The sequence below is a fragment of the Campylobacter sp. BCW_4338 genome, from assembly GCF_001763255.1.
Taxonomy (GTDB): Bacteria; Campylobacterota; Campylobacteria; order Campylobacterales; family Campylobacteraceae; genus Campylobacter_D; species Campylobacter_D jejuni.
Window position 1 is genome coordinate 91763 of record NZ_MJYJ01000014.1, and the last position, 18498, is coordinate 110260.

At 30.3% G+C, this 18498-nt stretch carries 22 protein-coding genes and 1 tRNA gene; 13 read left to right on the plus strand and 10 right to left on the minus strand.

Translation table 11 applies throughout. The features are described 5' to 3' along the window. Position 1: 1 nt before the first annotated feature. From peb1A to AJN69_RS01430, 4 genes are all read right to left on the minus strand, one after another. Positions 2-781 carry a bifunctional adhesin/ABC transporter aspartate/glutamate-binding protein PEB1a gene (gene peb1A, locus AJN69_RS01415; RefSeq protein WP_044780510.1) on the minus strand — a complete coding sequence of 260 codons (780 nt, stop codon included), beginning with the start codon at positions 779-781 and terminating at the stop codon, positions 2-4. 21 nt (positions 782-802) lie between these two features. After that, complete coding sequence (locus AJN69_RS01420; protein WP_002865902.1) at positions 803-1531, minus strand: amino acid ABC transporter ATP-binding protein; 729 nt, start codon at positions 1529-1531, stop codon at positions 803-805. A gap of 135 nt (positions 1532-1666) precedes the next feature. Further along, positions 1667-2455, minus strand: coding sequence for a CheR family methyltransferase (locus AJN69_RS01425; protein WP_002865901.1), 789 nt, complete (start codon positions 2453-2455; stop codon positions 1667-1669). A gap of 15 nt (positions 2456-2470) precedes the next feature. Then, entirely contained in the window at positions 2471-3025 is a 555-nt protein-coding gene (locus AJN69_RS01430) for a CheB methylesterase domain-containing protein (RefSeq protein WP_002861616.1), read from the minus strand. Between the two features lie 163 nt (positions 3026-3188). Here AJN69_RS01430 and rpiB point away from each other — a divergent pair, with 163 nt between their 5' ends. The 6 genes from rpiB to ychF are packed head-to-tail and all read left to right on the plus strand — an operon-like array spanning position 3189 to position 7666. Beyond that, positions 3189-3626, plus strand: a complete 438-nt coding sequence (rpiB, locus tag AJN69_RS01435) for a ribose 5-phosphate isomerase B (RefSeq protein ID WP_002861617.1) — start codon at positions 3189-3191, stop codon at positions 3624-3626. Beyond that, complete coding sequence (locus tag AJN69_RS01440; protein WP_002853247.1) at positions 3626-3958, plus strand: membrane protein; 333 nt, start codon at positions 3626-3628, stop codon at positions 3956-3958. The genes rpiB and AJN69_RS01440 overlap by 1 nt, the downstream gene beginning before the upstream one ends. Beyond that, a complete protein-coding gene (gene apt, locus AJN69_RS01445) occupies positions 3955-4503 on the plus strand; it encodes an adenine phosphoribosyltransferase (protein ID WP_044779227.1) in 549 nt (182 codons plus the stop codon). Before AJN69_RS01440 ends, apt begins: the two co-directional genes overlap by 4 nt. 18 nt (positions 4504-4521) lie before the next feature. Next, positions 4522-5118, plus strand: a complete 597-nt coding sequence (locus tag AJN69_RS01450) for a DedA family protein (RefSeq protein ID WP_002861619.1) — start codon at positions 4522-4524, stop codon at positions 5116-5118. Beyond that, positions 5115-6566 carry a leucyl aminopeptidase gene (locus tag AJN69_RS01455; protein WP_070274800.1) on the plus strand — a complete coding sequence of 484 codons (1452 nt, stop codon included), beginning with the start codon at positions 5115-5117 and terminating at the stop codon, positions 6564-6566. The genes AJN69_RS01450 and AJN69_RS01455 overlap by 4 nt, the downstream gene beginning before the upstream one ends. Beyond that, positions 6563-7666 carry a redox-regulated ATPase YchF gene (gene ychF, locus AJN69_RS01460; protein WP_004305979.1) on the plus strand — a complete coding sequence of 368 codons (1104 nt, stop codon included), beginning with the start codon at positions 6563-6565 and terminating at the stop codon, positions 7664-7666. Before AJN69_RS01455 ends, ychF begins: the two co-directional genes overlap by 4 nt. 21 nt (positions 7667-7687) lie before the next feature. Here ychF and argH read toward each other — a convergent pair whose 3' ends face one another. The 5 genes from argH to AJN69_RS01485 are packed head-to-tail and all read right to left on the minus strand — an operon-like array spanning position 7688 to position 15184. Continuing rightward, positions 7688-9070: an argininosuccinate lyase gene (gene argH, locus AJN69_RS01465; protein WP_002861622.1), complete on the minus strand. Its 1383-nt coding sequence runs from the start codon at positions 9068-9070 to the stop codon at positions 7688-7690. A 9-nt stretch (positions 9071-9079) separates the two neighbouring features. After that, positions 9080-10654, minus strand: a complete 1575-nt coding sequence (gene pckA, locus AJN69_RS01470) for a phosphoenolpyruvate carboxykinase (ATP) (RefSeq protein ID WP_004305981.1) — start codon at positions 10652-10654, stop codon at positions 9080-9082. Positions 10655-10666: 12 nt separating this feature from the next. Further along, positions 10667-12466 (minus strand): biotin/lipoyl-containing protein, encoded by a 1800-nt coding sequence (locus AJN69_RS01475; protein WP_002861624.1) that lies wholly within the window; start codon positions 12464-12466, stop codon positions 10667-10669. Positions 12467-12496: 30 nt separating this feature from the next. Continuing rightward, positions 12497-13837 carry a sodium-dependent transporter gene (locus AJN69_RS01480; RefSeq protein WP_044779224.1) on the minus strand — a complete coding sequence of 447 codons (1341 nt, stop codon included), beginning with the start codon at positions 13835-13837 and terminating at the stop codon, positions 12497-12499. A 12-nt stretch (positions 13838-13849) separates the two neighbouring features. Further along, a complete protein-coding gene (locus AJN69_RS01485) occupies positions 13850-15184 on the minus strand; it encodes a sodium-dependent transporter (RefSeq protein WP_044779223.1) in 1335 nt (444 codons plus the stop codon). A 231-nt stretch (positions 15185-15415) separates the two neighbouring features. Between AJN69_RS01485 and AJN69_RS01490 the strand changes: the two genes are divergently transcribed. The 7 genes from AJN69_RS01490 to AJN69_RS09800 all read left to right on the plus strand — a co-directional run bounded on the left by AJN69_RS01490 (position 15416) and on the right by AJN69_RS09800 (position 17647). Continuing rightward, positions 15416-15754 (plus strand): F0F1 ATP synthase subunit C, encoded by a 339-nt coding sequence (locus AJN69_RS01490; RefSeq protein ID WP_002853683.1) that lies wholly within the window; start codon positions 15416-15418, stop codon positions 15752-15754. A gap of 36 nt (positions 15755-15790) precedes the next feature. Further along, positions 15791-15876 (plus strand) — tRNA-Leu (locus tag AJN69_RS01495). A 182-nt stretch (positions 15877-16058) separates the two neighbouring features. Then, positions 16059-16274, plus strand: a complete 216-nt coding sequence (locus tag AJN69_RS09600) for an Arm DNA-binding domain-containing protein (RefSeq protein WP_002881691.1) — start codon at positions 16059-16061, stop codon at positions 16272-16274. Positions 16275-16339: 65 nt separating this feature from the next. Beyond that, positions 16340-16543, plus strand: a complete 204-nt coding sequence (locus AJN69_RS10575) for a phage integrase central domain-containing protein (protein ID WP_374700110.1) — start codon at positions 16340-16342, stop codon at positions 16541-16543. A 20-nt stretch (positions 16544-16563) separates the two neighbouring features. Further along, positions 16564-16956: a tyrosine-type recombinase/integrase gene (locus tag AJN69_RS09605; protein ID WP_079860827.1), complete on the plus strand. Its 393-nt coding sequence runs from the start codon at positions 16564-16566 to the stop codon at positions 16954-16956. Positions 16957-16964: 8 nt separating this feature from the next. Then, complete coding sequence (locus AJN69_RS09610) at positions 16965-17264, plus strand: hypothetical protein (protein ID WP_002881695.1); 300 nt, start codon at positions 16965-16967, stop codon at positions 17262-17264. Positions 17265-17275: 11 nt separating this feature from the next. Beyond that, complete coding sequence (locus tag AJN69_RS09800) at positions 17276-17647, plus strand: hypothetical protein (protein WP_070287799.1); 372 nt, start codon at positions 17276-17278, stop codon at positions 17645-17647. A gap of 130 nt (positions 17648-17777) precedes the next feature. Here AJN69_RS09800 and AJN69_RS10580 read toward each other — a convergent pair whose 3' ends face one another. Then, positions 17778-18134 carry a site-specific integrase gene (locus AJN69_RS10580; protein ID WP_148116010.1) on the minus strand — a complete coding sequence of 119 codons (357 nt, stop codon included), beginning with the start codon at positions 18132-18134 and terminating at the stop codon, positions 17778-17780. Positions 18135-18498: the final 364 nt, after the last annotated feature.

An 18498-nucleotide genomic window follows, 5' to 3' on the forward strand; every position in this document is an offset into this window, starting at 1 on the left:
ATTATAAACCCCATTTTTTCGCTAAAGCATCAATTTCACTTTTATGTTCTTTTACAAAATCATCAACATATTTTGCAAAAGCTGGATCATCTTTTTTGGTTACAATACCATAACTTTGTGGTTCAAAACTATCTGGTAAAATTTCACTTTTATCATCCACATAACCTAACAATATTGATTTGTCTACAGAAAACGCATCAACTCTTTTAGCATCTAAAGCAGCTTTTATACTTGGATAATCAGGAAATTCACTAAATTTAACATCGACACCAATTTTTTTAGCAGCTTCACCTATAGCTTTTTTTGTAGTTGCAGCTTGAGCTACTCCAATATTTGCACCTTTCATATCAGCTAAAGATTTATAATTTTTTTCTTTTAAAACTAAAAGCCCTATAGCATCTTGATAATAAGGTTCTGAGAAATTATAAATTCTTTTTCTCTCTGGAGTAATAGTAAAAGTTGCTATCACTGCATCTACACTACCATTATCAAGCAAAGGGCCTCTTGTTTTAGCATTAACTGCGACTAGTTTTATTTTTTTATCATCACCTAATATACTTTTAGCTAGCAATTTGGCAACATCTACTTCAAAACCTTTAATTTCACCTGTTGCTTGATCAAGTAAAGCATAATGTGGAACATCATTTTTAACACCAACTATTAATTGTCCTTTAGATTTAATAGACTCAAGTTTACCTTCTGCTGCATTAGCATTACTGAATGCAACACAAGCACCTAGAGCAAAAACTGCCAACTTTAATAAAGATTTTCTAAAAACCATTTTTTCTCCTTTCAATTTTGGTTAATTTTTAAGAATTTTCCCTAAAAAGAGTCGCGCTCGTTCGGTTTTTGGATTTGAGAAAAATTCACTAGGAATATTTTCTTCCACAATAGCGCCATCTTCCATAAAAATAATCCTATCTGCTACTTCTTTTGCAAAACCCATTTCGTGTGTAACAACCACCATGGTAGTATTGCTTTGGTGTGAAATTTCTTTCATTACATCTAAAACCTCTTGTATGGTTTCTGGATCAAGGGCTGAAGTAGGTTCATCAAATAAAATATAGGGTTTTTTAGTACAAAGTGATCTTGCTATAGCAACGCGCTGTTGTTGTCCGCCTGAAAGGGTTGCTGGATAAACATTTGCTTTATCCACTAAACCTACGACTTTTAAATACTTAAAAGCTGTTTCTTCAGCTTCTTTTTTAGATTTTTTTTGAAGTTTCATTGGAGCTAAGGTTAAATTTTGCAAAACCGTCATATGTGGATATAAATTAAAATGCTGAAAAACCATTGCACAATATTTTCGACAAATTTCAATTTTATTTTTATGATTTAAAACAAGATTGTTAACTACGACCTCTCCTGAACTAACTTCTTCAAGCCCATTCATGCAACGGATAGTTGTACTTTTTCCACTTCCACTTGGACCTATAATAACAAGCTTCTCACCTTCTTTAACAGAAAGATTAATATTCTTTAGAACATGATGAGTTCCGTAGTATTTGTTTACATTTTTTAATTCAATCAAGTTTTTTCCTTTATTTTTAACTAAATATAAAATTAATTAAAATTATTTTATCATTAAATAAAGAAAACTACTTCAAAATGTAACTTATTTTTACTAATAAATTTCTAAAGTGTAACTTTTAGTAATTTTTAGAATTCATACTTTTTCATAGTAAACACCTCTTGGAGAGAAAATCTTTTTAAAATAAATAGTCTCTGGAATTAAATCAGCATTGCCAACATAAAGCCTTCCTTTATCATTTAAAATTCTATGAAATCTCTCCATAAGTTTTAGTTTTGATTCATGATCAAAATAAATAATCATATTTCTAGAAGCTATAATATCAAATTTTCCCAATCTTGAAAATTTTTCTTCAAAAACATTGCAAAGTTCAAATTTACAAGTACAAAGCTCATTTTTATTAATAGTATAAAATTTATCTTCGCTTTCTAAAAAAAACCTTCTTTTTTCACTCTCGCTCAATCGCTGTAAAGTTCTTCCTTGATATTTTCCAAGTTTTGCTTTTTCAATCACGCTTGAATTAATATCAATGCCTAAAATATACATATCTTTAATAAAATTCTGTGCAGCCAATAATGCCAAAGAATATACCTCTTCTCCACTTGAACAAGGGGCGCTTAGGATATTTACTCTCTTTTCTAAGCTTTTGGCATAATAAATTATTTCTTTCAATTGAGCCAATTCTCTTAAAAAATAAGTTTCACCTATGGTTACAAAATCTAAAGTTTCTTGTTTAAGTTGTCTATTACTTTTTAATTTTCCCAAAAATTCGGAAAAATTTTTAGTATTAGTTCCTTCAAGAAATTTATTCAACTTTAAAGCTAATATATTTTTTTTATCGGTTAAATCAATACCGCTCATTTCGTTGATAATTTTTATAAATTCATTAAGTTCTAATTCGCTAGGAGTTATTTTTTTTTCCATGTAATTTTCCTTTTATTAATCCTGATCAATAAAATTTATAATTTCTTTTTTAATTTCTTTTAAGCTCATAGGTTTTAAATGTGGATTCATATCTTTTGCTCTTTTTGGCATACCATAAACGACGCTATCTGCCTCATTCTCACATAAACATCTAACCCCTGTTTTATAAAGCTCAAATAAACCTTTTGCGCCATCATCTCCCATACCCGTTAAAATAATAGCAAGTATTTTATTTGTTTTTGCCAAAGAAACAGCGGAATGAAAAAGCAAATCTACACTTGGCTTAAAACTTGATACCACATCTTGCCAAGAGGCTACAATATTTAAATTTCCAGATAAAATAGTATTTTTAGGGCAAATATAAATTTTATTGCTTAATATCTCTTTATCGTTCAATAAGCACACTTCACTAAAAGCCTCTTTATTAAATTGCCCCACAAAAGATGGAATAAAACTAACACTCATGTGTTGAGCTATAACTACACAAGTATTTTTTATATCAATATCCTTTAAAAGAAATTTAAGCTGATTAGGACCACCTGTTGAAGATCCTATGAGTATGAGCTTCATTTTCTTCTCCCCTTAATTTATTGAAATTTTATTTTTCTTGTCGCAAATTCTAACATATATAAAGAAAAATAAAGCTTATTTTTAAAAAAAGAAAAGCTGTTTTTATGATTTAATATGATAAGATTAGATTTTTATCTTATTTTATATAGTAATTAGGAAACCAATGCTTAGGGAAAAAATTTATATTGCTAGTGATCATGCTGGTTTTGAATTAAAAGAAAAAATTTGCGTATTTTTAAAAGAAAAAAATATAATTTTTAACGATTTAGGAACAAACACTTGCGCAAGCTGTGATTATCCTGATTATGCACATTTACTTGCCGAAAAAATAGACAAACGAAGCTTTGGCATTCTTATTTGTGGAAGTGGAATTGGAATTTCTATTGCAGCAAATCGTCATAAAAACATTCGCTGCGCATTATGCCATGAAAGCTTAAGTGCGGAACTTGCAAGAAGACATAATGATGCCAATGTTTTGGCATTAGGTGGAAGATTAATCGGGATTGAATTAGCTACAGATATTATAGAAAAATTCATTCAAACTCCTTTTGAAGAAGGGAGACATATGCAAAGAATTCAAAAAATTGAGGTAAAAATATAATGTTTACAAACTGGCTTGTTTTAACTATATTAATTTGTGCAACTATCTATCTGATTGTAATGTTGTTTTACTATAAAACTCTACTTAATAAAGAAAAAACATCAAAAGATTTTATCAAAAACAATCTTGATGATACTGAGATTGTTATTAGAAAACTACAAATCCAACTTCAAAGAAGTCTTGGAAATATAGATATACTCACAGAAGAGCTTAATAAAATCAAAGCAGACCTTACATCTTTAAGAACTAGAAATTCTCAATATCGTTTAGAAAATGACAAACTAAGACAAAGAATTAAAGAATTAGAAGCAAAAATCGAGGCATTATTATGATAAAACTAACACAAGAAGAACAAAAATACCTGCTTGATAGCATTAGAATTATTGCTGATTTTCCAAAAAAAGGAATTATTTTTAGAGATATTACCACTCTACTAAATAACAAAGAGGCTTTAAATTTTCTACTTAAACATTTAAAAGAACGCTACAAAGATTACAATCTAGACTTCATAGCAGGAACAGAAAGCAGAGGATTTATCTTTGCATCTATGATTTGTGCAAAACTTAATCTTCCTTTTGTGCCTATTAGAAAACCTGGAAAACTCCCTTTTGAAACCTTTAGCTGCGAATATGATCTTGAATATGGCAGCGATAAAGTAGAACTTCATAAAGATGCATTTAAAAATATTCAAAATGCAAAGGTTTTACTTGTAGATGATTTAATAGCAACTGGCGGAACAGCTATAGCTTCGTATGAACTTATTCAAAAAGCTGGAGCAAAATGCGTTGAAGCTTGTTTTTTAATGAATCTTAAAGATTTAAATGGAGCAAATAAACTTGAAAAACTTACTTCAGTTTATAGTGTTTTAGAAATTTAAAACTATAGAAAGGCGCAAATGGAAGAATTTTTAAAAAATTTACTTTACCAATACAAAGATCTAGCATATATTATTATTTTTTTATGGTGTATTTTAGAAGGGGAGTTGGCTTTAATTTTGGCAGGTATTTTTGCCCATCAAGGACATGTAAATTTAGGCTTTGTTATATTTATAGCAGGACTTGGTGGTTTTGTAGGCGATCAAATTTATTTCTATATAGGAAGATATAATAAACGCTACATACAAAAAAAATTAAAAACCCAAAGGCGTAAATTTGCAGTAGCACACTTACTTTTACAACGTTTTGGTTGGCCTATTATTTTTATACAACGCTATATGTATGGCTTTAGAACCATTATACCTATGAGTATAGGAGTCACGCGTTATAGTGCAAAAAAATTTGCTATTATCAATCTTTTTAGTGCTTGGGTTTGGGCATCAATCACTATACTTTTAGCTTGGTATTTTGGAGAACAAATTTGGAAGATGGTGACTTGGGCTGAAGAACATTGGTATTATGCAGCCATTATTATTATAGCTTTTTTATCCCTTTTATTATTTGGTTTTAAACAAATGGAAAAAGCTATACTTAAAGATAAAAGGAAAAAATCATGAAATTTGAATTAAACGATAAAAAACTAGATGCTATAAAAGCAGACTTTGAACTTATTTTTATACAGGATAAAAATTTAAAAAATTTTAACAAAGAAAAAGATTTTTTTAAACTTAATAATTACAAAGGCGAAGGTGTATTACTAGACTTAAACAATAAAAAGCTTTATTTAGAGCTTAAAAGCCTTGCTTATGAGGATATAAGATTAAGTCTTTGCACAGCATATAAAACTCTTGAAAAGCTTAATATAAAAAGCGTAAAACTTCCTAGCATAATAGGAGATTGTGTAGTTAGAAGTTTTACATCTTTAGTTGAAGGCGTACTTTTTGGAGCTTATAAATTTGATAAATATAAAAGCGAGAAAAAAACAAGCACTTTGGAAAAATTTATTATTTCAAGCGAAGAATTAAATGGTAAGAAATTTAATAAAGATGAAGCTAAGATAGGCTTGGAGCGTGGAGAAATTTTAGCTAATGCCACAAATTTTACTAAAAATATAGTCAATGAAATTCCTGAAATTTACACCCCTTTAAAAATGGCAGAAGATGCGCAAAATTTAGCTAAAGAAAATAAAAACATTATTTGTAAAATTTATGATGAAAAATTTTTGGCCAAAGAAAAAATGAATGCTTTTTTGGCAGTCAATCGTGCCTCGGTACATCCACCACGCCTCATTCATCTAAGCTATAAAGCCAAAAATGCAAAAAAACGTGTTGTATTTGTTGGAAAAGGCTTAACTTACGATTGCGGTGGATTAAGCTTAAAACCAGCTGATTTTATGCTTACAATGAAAGCTGATAAAAGCGGTGCAGCAGCAGCAATGGGGATCATAAAAGCCGTAGCCGAGCTTGCTTTAGATTTAGAAGTGCATTGTATTTTAGGTGCAACTGAAAATATGATAGGCGGCAATGCTTATAAGCCTGATGATGTGTTAATCAGTCGCGAAGGCGTAAGTATAGAAGTAAGAAATACAGATGCAGAAGGACGCTTGGTTTTAGCTGATTGTCTTTCTTTTGCACAAGATTTAAAACCTGATTTACTTATCGATATGGCAACACTTACTGGAGCTTGTGTTGTAGGACTTGGAGAATTTACAAGTGCTATTATGGGAAACAGTGAAGAATTGCAAAATGATTTTTATCTAAGCTCTAAAAAAAGTGGAGAATATACTACAATCTTACACTTTAACCCCCACTTAAGAGAACTTATAAAATCAAATATTGCCGATATTAGCAACACTGCCTCTAGTCGCTATGGAGGCGCAATTACCGCGGGGTTATTTTTAGATAAATTTATTCGTAAAGAATATAAAGACAAATGGTTACATCTTGACATAGCAGGACCTGCTTATACGGAAAAATCTTGGGGATATTCTAGTTTTGGTGCAGGTGGAGCTGGAGTTAGAATGTGTGTTAATTATTTAATTCAAATTTTAAGGAAATCTAAATGAGTTTAAGCGTAGGTATAGTAGGACTTCCAAATGTTGGCAAATCAACGACTTTTAATGCTTTAACTAAAGCACAAAATGCCCAAAGTGCAAACTATCCTTTTTGCACTATAGAGCCTAACAAAGCCATGGTTGAAGTTCCTGACTTAAGACTTAATGAACTTGCTAAAATCGTAAAACCTGAAAGAATTATGCATTCTTTAATAGAATTTGTAGATATCGCTGGACTTGTTAAAGGTGCAAGTAAGGGTGAAGGCTTAGGAAATAAATTTCTTTCAAATATACGCGAAACTGAGGTTATTTTACACATAGTGCGTTGTTTTGATGAAGAAAATATCACCCATGTTGAAGGTGGAGTTAATCCTTTGCGTGATGTAGAAATTATCAATACAGAACTTATTTTAGCAGATATTGAACAACTTAGTAAAAAAATAGAAAAACTCACCAAAGAAACCAAAGCCAACCAAAAGGGTGCTAAAGAAAGCCTCGAACTTGCAAATTCTTTACTTGATCATTTAAACAAAGGCTTAGCTGCAAGTTCTTATCCTGAAAAAGAAAGCGAAATTTATCAAGCCTTAATCAAAGAATTAAGACTGCTTTCTGCTAAAGAAGTGATTTATGGTGCAAATGTTGATGAAAATGGTATTAGTGAAGATAATGATTATGTAAAAGCTTTAAAAGAATATGCTAAAAAAAATGATCATGAAGTTATCAAGCTTTGTGCAAAAATCGAAGAAGAATTAGTAGGATTAAGTGATGAAGAAAGTCGTGAATTTTTAAGTTCTCTAGGAGTTAACGAAAGCGGTCTTGATCAAATCATACGCACTGCTTTTACTAAGCTTGGACTGATCAGTTATTTTACCGCTGGTGTAGTTGAAGTGCGTTCTTGGACAATCAAAAAAGGCTGGAAAGCACCAAAAGCAGCGAGCGTGATTCATAATGACTTTGAAAAAGGCTTTATAAAAGCTGAAGTTATTTCCTATGAAGACTATATCCAATACAAAGGCGAAAATGGCGCCAAAGAAGCAGGAAAGCTACGCCTTGAAGGAAAAGACTATATCGTTTTAGATGGCGATGTAATGCATTTTAGATTCAATGTTTAGGCAAAATAGCCTAAACAATATTTATATTTTTTTAATAAATTCTTGTAAAATTTGAATTTGCTTTTCTACGCTTGTAGTAGAACTTGAGCCTTCACTTTGTTTAGAATTTAAAGAAATTTCAAAATTTAAAAGCTCTATAGCTTTTTCATCAAATATAGGATCTATTTTTGAAAGATCTTTAATTTCGCTTATATCAATGCCTTGTATTTCAGCTTGTGCAACAACATTTCCTACTATAAAATGTGCCTTTCTAAAAGGAATATTTTTTTCACGCACTAAATAATCCGCCAAATCAGTAGCCAATAAATGACCTTTTTTGCAAGCATTAAGCATATTTTCTTTATTAATTCGTATTTCTTTTAACATTGCATTTAAGATGATTAAACTATCTTTAGCGGTTTTTACACTATCAAAAAGCCCTTCTTTATCTTCTTGCATATCTTTATTGTAAGCTAAAGGTAGAGCTTTCATTATAGTTAAAAGAGAAATCAGATTTCCATAGACACGCCCTGTTTTTCCGCGTATAAGTTCACAAACATCGGGATTTTTTTTCTGAGGCATGATAGAACTTCCTGTTGAAAAACTATCACTTATGGATATAAAAGAAAATTCCGAACTTGAAAATAAAATCATTTCCTCGCAAAGTCTTGAAGTGTGTGTAAAAATAACTGCTATATCATAAAGTAAATCAAGAGCAAAATCTCTATCACTCACTCCATCCATAGCATTTGGCATAATATCTTTAAATCCTAAAATTTTAGCGTTCAACTCACGATTGGTGGCATAGCTTGTTCCTGCACACGCACAAGACCCAAGTGGCGAAAAATCAGCGAGTTCTAGACTATTTTGCAAACGCTTAATATCTCGCATTAGCATAAAAGCATAAGCTAAAATATAAAAAGAAAAACTCACAGGCTGAGCGTGTTGTAAATGTGTAAAACTTGGCATAATAGTTTTTTTATGCACTTTGGCATGTTCGAGCATGGTTTGAATCAATTCTTTTAAAAGCTTTATAAGTTCAATATGAGATTTTTTGACAAAAAGTTTAAAATCAGTAGCCACTTGATCATTTCTACTTCTTGCAGTATGAAGTCTTCCACCAATTTCACTACCTATAAGCTCGCTTAAACGCTTTTCTATAGCCATATGAATATCTTCATCTTTAATATCAAAAATAAATTTGCCTTGCTCTATTTCACTTCTAACCTGCTCTAAACCTTTTATAATAGCATCTAATTCTTCTTTTTTTAAAATACCACAACTTTCAAGCATTGTAGCGTGTGCTATAGAACCTTGTATATCTTCATTGAACAAAGTTTTATCTACATTTAAACTTGCATTAAATTCTTTTAAAAGCTCATCACTTGCACTACTAAAGCGTCCTGACCACATTTCATTTTTCATTTAAATGCCTTAAATTTTTGGTCCAAATTTGCTAAATTCAATGCCTTCTTTGACATCTTCGTAACGTTTAAAATTTTGTATAAACATATGTGCTAATTTATCTCTTGTTGCAATATAATTATTTTTATCTGACCAAGTATTTATAGGATTTAAAAGCGTGCTTTCTACACCTTCTAAAGCTTTTGGAATAGCTAAATCAAACACTTCAAAATTTTCAAATTCACATTTTGCAATACTTCCATCTAGAATAGCATTAATGCAAGCCCTAGTAGCCTTAATACTCATTCTTTTACCCACACCGTAGCTTCCACCGCTCCAGCCTGTATTAACAAGATAAACATTAGCTTCATGCTTTTCAATCTTTTCACCAAGTAATCTCGCATAAACCGTTGGATGCAAAGGCATAAAAGGTTCTCCAAAACAAGCTGAAAAAGTTGCTTGAGGTTCTAAAATACCACGCTCAGTTCCAGCTACTTTTGCTGTATAACCACTTAAAAAATAATACATAGCCTGCTCTTTGCTTAGTTTACTTACTGGAGGTAAAATTCCAAAAGCATCTGCACTTAAAAATATAATATTTTTTGGATGCCCTGCTTTTAGACTAGGCTCATGATTTTCAATATGCTCTATAGGATAAGAAACTCTTGTATTTTCTGTTTTTGAAGCATCAGCATAATCAACACTCTTATCGGCTCTTAAAACTACATTTTCTAAAAGTGCATTTCTTTTAATGGCACCATAAATTTCAGGCTCATGTTCAGGATCGAGATTGATTGTTTTTGCGTAACAACCACCCTCAAAATTAAATACACCTTCATCATCCCAACCATGTTCGTCATCACCTATAAGTTTTCTTTTTGGATCGGTTGAGAGTGTAGTTTTTCCAGTGCCACTAAGTCCAAAGAAAAGTGCTACATCACCTTTTTCTCCGACATTTGCACTACAATGCATAGAAAGTTTATTTTCTAGTGGCAACCAATAATTCATCATAGAAAAAATACCTTTTTTCATTTCTCCGCCATACCAAGTTCCACCAATAACTGCTATATTTTCTTCAACATTAAAGATTACAAAAACCTCTGAATTTAAACCATCTTGTTTGTAATCTTCATTGATACATTTGCAAGCATTATAAACAATAAAATCTGCTTTAAAATTCTCAAGTTCTTCTTGACTTGGGCGAATAAACATATTTTTAACAAAATGCGCTTGCCATGCAATTTCAGTAACAAATCTTACTGCTTTGCGACTTTGCAAAGAAGCGCCACAAAAAGCATCTTGAACATAAATTTTCTTTCCACTTAATTCTTGTTTTGCTTTGGTCAAAAGCTTATCAAATAATTCTTTTGTAATGGGCTGATTTACCTTTCCCCAAGCAATATACTTACTAGATGGATCTTGTTTTACAAAATATTTATCTTTAGGACTTCTACCTGTAAAAATCCCTGTATCTACACAAAAAGTATCATTATCCGTACTTAAACCTTCATTATTTGCTTTTTCATGAGCATTTAATTCATCATAACTTAAATTATGAAAAATTTCTTTTATATTATCCAAACCTAAATTATCAAATTTTTTCATCTTTCCCTCACTTTAATTCTTATAGATAGCTAATACTTCGCCTTCGTTAACAGTATCGCCTATTTTAATACAAAGCTCTGAAATAATTCCATCTTTTGGAGCATTAACCTCAATCTCCATTTTCATTGCTTCTAAAACCATGATGGCTTGACCTGATTTTACTTCTTCACCTTCGTTAACATAAATTTTAAAGACATTACCTGAAATACCTGCTAAAACTTCATTTTCAGCATCTACAGAACTTGTTGAATTTGAAGAAACAATATTTTTATTTTCTTCTACTTTTTTTACACTTTTAACATTAACATCTTTATCAAAACCATAGCTTACCTCTACATGATATTTATTACCATTTACAGCTACGGTAAATTTGTTTTCATCTACACTCATAGGCTTTGGCATACTAGCTAATTTGCGTACATTTACCTTTGCCTCTCCTTTTAAAAATGCTATACCTTTTTCTTTACAAGCTGCTGCAATAAATATATTTTCTTCACTCGTTTCTATACTCTCTTTTTCAAGCAAGGTTTTGGTATAAACTATACTTTTACTCTCATCTTTATCAGCTATATTAATAGCAAGCTCTGTAGTAGGTTCTAAATTAAGTTGTTTTGAAGCAAGTTCAACAATATTTGCATCGGGTGTAACAGGAGTTTTTCCAAAATAACCAAGCACCATTTTTCCATAACCTTCTGCTATTTTTTTCCAAGGTCCAAACATCACATTATTAAAAGCTTGTTGAAAATAAAATTGAGAAACTGGAGTAACCGAAGTACCAAATCCACCTTTTTCTACAACTTCTCTCATAGCATGAATGACTTGTGGAAATTTATCTAAGATATTATTATCTCTCATCATTTGTGTATTTGCTGTTAAAGCTCCTCCTGGCATAGGAGAAAAAGGAATAAGTGGATTTACCATAGTAGCTTCAGGTGGTAAAAAATATTCTTTTAAACAATCTTTTAAAACTTCTTCGTATTTTAGAATTTTTTCTTCCTCAAGTCCGCCTAAATCATAATCTTTGCCTTTTAAAGCATGCATCATGGTTAAAATATCAGGCTGAGAGGTTCCGCCACTTACTGGAGCCGCAGCCAAATCGATACCATCAACCCCTGCTTCAAGTGCTGCAAGATAGCAGGCTATACTCACTCCTGCAGTTTCATGCGTATGAAGTCTAATGTGTGTATCTTGAGGTAAAATTTTTCTAGCCATTTTAATGGTTTCATAAATTTTATTTGGATTAGAAGTCCCACTTGCATCTTTGAAACAAATACTATGAAAAGGAATTTCTGCTGCTAAAATTTCTTTTAAAATTTTTTCATAAAAAGGCACATCATGGGCACCTTTACAATTTGGCGGTAAATCCATTAAAGTGATAGTAATTTCATGCTTTAACCCATGTTTTACTATACATTCACCACTAAATTTTAAATTATTTACATCATTAAGGGCATCAAAATTTCTTATCGTTGTAGTACCGTGTTTTGCAAAAAGTTTTGCATGCAAATCAATAAGTTCACTACTTCCAGTATCTAAAGTAACGGTATTGACCCCTCTTGCTAAAGTTTGAAGATTGGTATCTTTTCCTACAATAGCCCTAAATTTATCCATCATGGTAAAAGCATCTTCATTAAGATAAAAATACAAGCTTTGAAATCTAGCACCACCGCCAAATTCAAAATGTGTAATGCCTGCTTCTTTTGCTGCTTCTACTGCAGGAAAAAAATCATCCATTAAAACCCTAGCTCCATAAACAGACTGAAAACCATCCCTAAAGCTTGTATCCATTACATCGATGAATTTTTTAGCCATTATTTTTCCTTAAAAAATATTTTTTCATTATTATACAAAAATTTGATAACACATTACCAAAATTATTGCTATAGGCGATATAAAACGAATAAAAAACAACCAAATTAAGAAAATTTTTCGACTTATAAATTTAGAAAAAATTTTATAAATTTGTTTTTTATTCATAAAAAAACCTACAAATATAGAGCATGCTATAGCACCAAGTGGAAGTAAAAAATTTGAAGTTAATTTATCTAATAAAGTAAAAAAATCTTTGCCAAAAAAACTAAACATAGAAAAAAAATTTAAATTTAACGACAAGATACAACAAATTCCAAAAACAAAAACAAATAAACCTATTAAAAATAGAGCTTTAGCACGAGAAATTTGATAGTTATTAATCATATAAAAAGTTAAAGGCTCTATCATTGAAACAGCTGAAGTAATACCAGCAAAAAAAAGTGCTAAGAAAAAACAAAATGCAAAAATATAGCCTAAAATCCCAAGCTGATTAAACAAACTCATCAAGGATACAAAAACAATCCCCGCTCCTTGAGTATGTGGATCGGCTCCAAATTCAAAGATAAAAGTAAAAACAATAAGTCCCATAATAAAAGAAATCAATAAGTTAATCAAAACAATATACACTGAACTTTTTATAAAATTTGTTTTTTTATCCAAGGCTGATGAATATGTAACTATACAACCTATTCCCAAGCATAAGGTAAAAAATGCAAGCCCTAAGGCTTCGGCAATAGAGCTAAATTTAAAGTGTGAAAAATCAGGATAAAATAAATAAGAAAAAGCATTTGCAAAACCTTGCTTAAATCCCATGCAATAAAACAACATAAAAACAAGCATTAAAAATAAGCTAGGCATTATAACAACGTTTAATTTTTCAATCCCTTTGATTAAACCTTTAGATACTATCAATAAAGTAAGAAAAAAAGATAAAGTGAAGAAAAAAACAGAACTTGTCAAATTTGTAGTGATTAAATTCTGAAAATTACTTGCTGCTTCATCTAAAGTTTTAGGAAGATAATAAAGACTCACTACAGTATATTTTAAAACCCATCCCATGATAACTAGATAAAAAGAGAGGACAAAAATACCACCTAACATAAAAACGCCGCCATATCGCCATCTATTGCCATATTTTATAGCAAGATTTGAATAAGCATTTGCAAGATCACTTTTACTTAAACGTCCCATAGCCACTTCAGCCAAAAAAATACTAAATCCTATAGTTAAGGTAAAAAACAAATATAAAAGCACAAAAACAAAACCACCATTTTCTGCACTTAAAGTTGGAAATTTCCAAGCATTACCTAAACCAACGGCTCCACCAGCAACAGCCAATACAAAACCGATTTTTGAAAAATATGTTCTCATTATTTTTCAAACTCACTTTAAAAAAGCGGCTATCATAACTATAACAACAGCCAAAGGGGAAATAAATCTCAAAAACACATACCAAAGTTCAAAAAATATACCGCTCATATAAGGTTCAAATAAAATTTTTAAAGCATCTTTTTTCATCACAAATCCCACAAAAATAGCTGCCAAAATTCCACCTAAAGGCATAATAACCTTGCTTGAAACACTATCAAGCAAATCAAAAAAACTCATTCCAAAAAATCCAAACTGAGTACTTTTTAAAGAAGATAAAATACACAACATTCCTAAAATATAAACAACAATTCCTATTAAAATCAAAGCTTTTTTACGGCTCATGCCAAAAGTATTAATAAGATAAAAAGCAAAAGGCTCTATCATTGAAACAGCTGAAGTAATACCAGCAAAGATTAAAGAAATAAAAAATGCTGCTCCAAAAATACAACCAATCACCCCAATTTTTTCAAATAAAGTAGCTAAGGAAATAAAAACAAGTCCTGGTCCTTGCTGATTAGGATTGTAGCCAAATTCAAAGATAAAAGTAAAAACAACCAAACCCATTAATAAACCAACTAAAAGATTGATAAAAATAATATTTAAAGTACTGGTAATAAAATTGGTTTTATCAGGCAGACTAGCAGAATAAGTAATAATCGTTCCAACGCCCAAAGAAAGACTAAAAAAAGCAAGTCCTAAGGCTTCAAGAACATTTGAAGTGTTGATTTTGGAAAAATCAGGTACAAAAAGAAATTTAACCGCCATCATAAAACCATCTTTACTAATAGCATAAACAAGCATCAAAATAAGTAAAATAAACAATGAAGGCATCATCCAAACATTTAACTTTTCAATCCCATTCTTAACACCTTTAGAAACAATATAAAAAACACATAAAAAAACCAAAGTAAAACAAATAAACTGACTTAAAAAATCCTCACTTGTAAAAAATCCAAACTGTGCTTTACTTACTTCTAGATCCATAGGCAAATTTCCAGTGATACTTAAAAACACATATTTAACTATCCAGCCAATCACCAAGGTATAAAAAGAAACTATTAAAATCGCCCCCACCATAGTAAAACCAACATAAGACCAAGCTTTTTTATTTGAAGGTGCTAACTTTTCATAGGCATTAACCGGATCTTTTTCGCTAATTTTTCCTATGCTAAGCTCAGCTAAAAATATCACAAAACCTACACCTAAAGTAAGAATTATATAAAGCAAGATAAAAGCAGATCCACCACTTTGACCTACTAATGTTGGAAATTTCCAAGCATTACCCAAGCCCACCGCTGAACCTGCTACCGCTAAAATGAAACCTATTTTTGAAAATTTAGAACTCAATGTTACAACCTTAACTTAAAAATTATTTTAAAATATTATTAAAGCAAAAAAACTTTTAAGCTTTATTGAAAACAATCAAATTTAAATCAAAAATGTGAATTTTTGTAAATTTCAATAAAAATAAAGATACTTTTGGTTATAATTCGGCTTTATTTTTAAGTCTTAAGTAGGGATACGCAAGCCGAACTGATTTAAAAATTGAAAAATTTTTTTTATAGAAAGGTTAAGATAATGAAAAAAGTTCTTTTTTTATTATTAGCATGTGCAGCAGTAGCTTTTGCAGCTGAAACTAATGCTCCAGTAGAGCAAGAAGCTATTAATGTATGGATTAAAGCATTTTCAGTTCTTGCAGCAGGCTTAGGTCTTGGTGTTGCAGCACTTGGTGGTGCTATCGGTATGGGTAATACTGCAGCGGCAACAATTGCAGGAACAGCTAGAAACCCTGGTCTTGGGCCAAAATTAATGACAACTATGTTTATTGCTTTAGCGATGATTGAAGCACAAGTTATCTATGCTCTTGTTATCGCGCTAATAGCACTTTATGCAAATCCTTTTATAGTTTTACAATAAAACTTATTAAAGCCCTTTTTTTGGGCTTTTTTCTATGCGGTTATGGTGGAATTGGTAGACACGCCATCTTGAGGGGGTGGTGCGCTCCGCGTGTGCGAGTTCAAATCTCGCTAACCGCACCATCGATACTATAAACTACTATAAATATCATGCTTATAAAATATCGATAAAATAGGCATTTATAGCTATATAAAGCCTAAATTAAAGTTTTTTCCGTTAAAATTCATTTCGAAACTTTTCTCCTAACTTTTTATTTTTTATTCTAAAAAGTTAGGAGAAATTACCACAAGGAGTCTATTTTTAAATGCTTACACAGAAAGATATAGTAAATATTAGTCCAAAAGATAAAAAATTTTTAATTAGCGATAGTGATAATTTATTTGTATTAGTTTATCCTAGCGGCAAAAAGTCTTTTGTATTTGATTGTAAAGATCCAAAAACAAGAAAATTAAAAAGAATAACTTTGGGGCAATTTCCGCAAATATCAATTAAAGAAGCTCGAGATAAAAAAATGAGATAAAAACTTTACTAAAAACTAATGAAAGTATAAGAAAAAAAGAAGGATGTGATACAAGTTTTAGAAAAATTGCTGAACAGTATTTTCTTCAAAAAAACGACATAACAAAACGCACTCTCAATGAGTCTATTAAGCGAATGGAAAATCATTGCTATCCTATTATAGGAGATATTCCCATTAGTAATCTTAAAAGAAGCGACATTTTAAATGTTCTTGAAAAAATAAAACTACAAAAAAATCCGAAGTCGGTAAAAAAATATTTACAACATTAACTTATGCAGTTAACAAAGAGATGATTGAAAATAATATTATGCTTGGTATAAAAAGAAAGGATTTGGTCTATAACAAAAAAACAAGACATTTTGCGACTATTACGGAAGTTTCAAAAATTAAAGAATTAATTGAAAATATTATTTATATACAATGTGATACAAATACAAAAATGGCAATCTTATTGTCGCTTCTTACTGCGCAAAGAAGTTTTAGCATAAGAAGTGCTGCTTGGGAAGATATTGATTTAGAAAATGGCTTGTGGAACATACCTGCTTCAAAAATGAAAATGAAAAAAGCGCATTGTATACATCTAAGTGATATTGCAGTGCAATTATTAAAAGAATACAAACAAATAAGTCATCATGATCTTTTATTTAAATCCATTAAACAAAAAAGAAAGGCGATGGACTAAATGAGATCTTGAGTGATAATACAGTAAGAATGGTATTTAGAAGAATGGGATATTCAAATGAAGATTTTACTCCACATGGTTTTAGATCTATGTTTAGTACTCTAGCTCACGAAAATATTCAAAAACATCAGTTTAGTAGCAATATTATAGAAATGTGTTTGGCGCATACGGAAAAAAATAAGGTTAAAGCTTCATATAATTTTGCACAAAATTTAAAAGAGAGAAGGGAGTTGATGCAATGGTATAGTGATTATTTGTGCGAAATATGCCCAAAATTAAAAGATTTTATTTTACTTGATTTTATATAAAAAGGAATAATATGAAAAACAAATATTTAAAAGAAGCATTCACTCGGGCGGGGGGGGGTGAATTTCTTGAAAATAAAGAAAATAGAGAAAAACTCATAAAAACCCTAATAATACACTTAAATTCTTATTTAGAGGCTGAAAGTAATCTACAAAAAATCAAGATTTTAGTCAAAATATATCAAAATTTACAAAAATGTAGCCGAACTCCTGTTCTTATTGACATAGAAGAACTTGAATTTAACAAAGAAGACATTTTCGAAGAATTATTTTATGCTTTAGGCGGTTTAGGAGGTATGTATTCCGTAGAAATAATACAATCAAGAATTGCAAATTTCATCAAAATACTTGGCGGAGAACCTAAACTTTTATTAGAACAATTTTAAACACATAGACTTCTTCTTGAAGTCTATGCAAATACTCAATTTTAGAAAAATTAATTATTCAATAACGCAGCTTTTATTGTATCATTTGTTGCTTTGGCATATATAGCAGTAGTATTTAGTTTTGCATGTCTTAGAATTCCACAAGGTTTGTTCCTTTGGCTGTTAATCTCATGGCTAAAGTGTGTCTAAGCAAATGAAGTCCTTTTTTGCTGATCAAAGCTTTAGCGTAAATATTATTTACAATCAAAAAAGCATTGCTTCTATTTAAATGTTTTCCTGTGCTAGTTTGCATTATGTAATCACTATCTTGGATATTTTCTTTAAAATATTCAAGCTCATCATCTACTTCTTCTTTTTTAATAAATGCAAATTGTTCTTTACCGCCCTTGCCTATTATGGATATTTTTAATATTTCATCATCAACCTCTTCAAAATCACAAAGTTTTACATTTAAAGCTTCAGAAATTCTAAGTCCTCCATAAAGCATAAGTTTTTTCTAAAACTATTGTAAACTTCTTTTTTTGCTTTTTCTTTCTCTAAAACATTATTTAGCCTTATAATTTCATTTTCATTAAGATAATTTAATTTTCTTCTGATTTTTCTGTTCTAAATCTAATTTTCTTCATATCAAAGGAAAAAACAAACAAATCATCATTATTATCGCTTATAAAAGAAAAAAAGCTAGTTAATACTCTCAAATAAGTTATTTTTGTTTTTTTGATAGTTTATTGCCATTTTTTCTAAATAATTAATAAAATTGACTAAAAAAGTCGTTTTTATATCGTTTATTTGCATTTCATCTTGATATTCTAATAAATATTCTACAAATTCTAGTAAAATACGCCTATAAA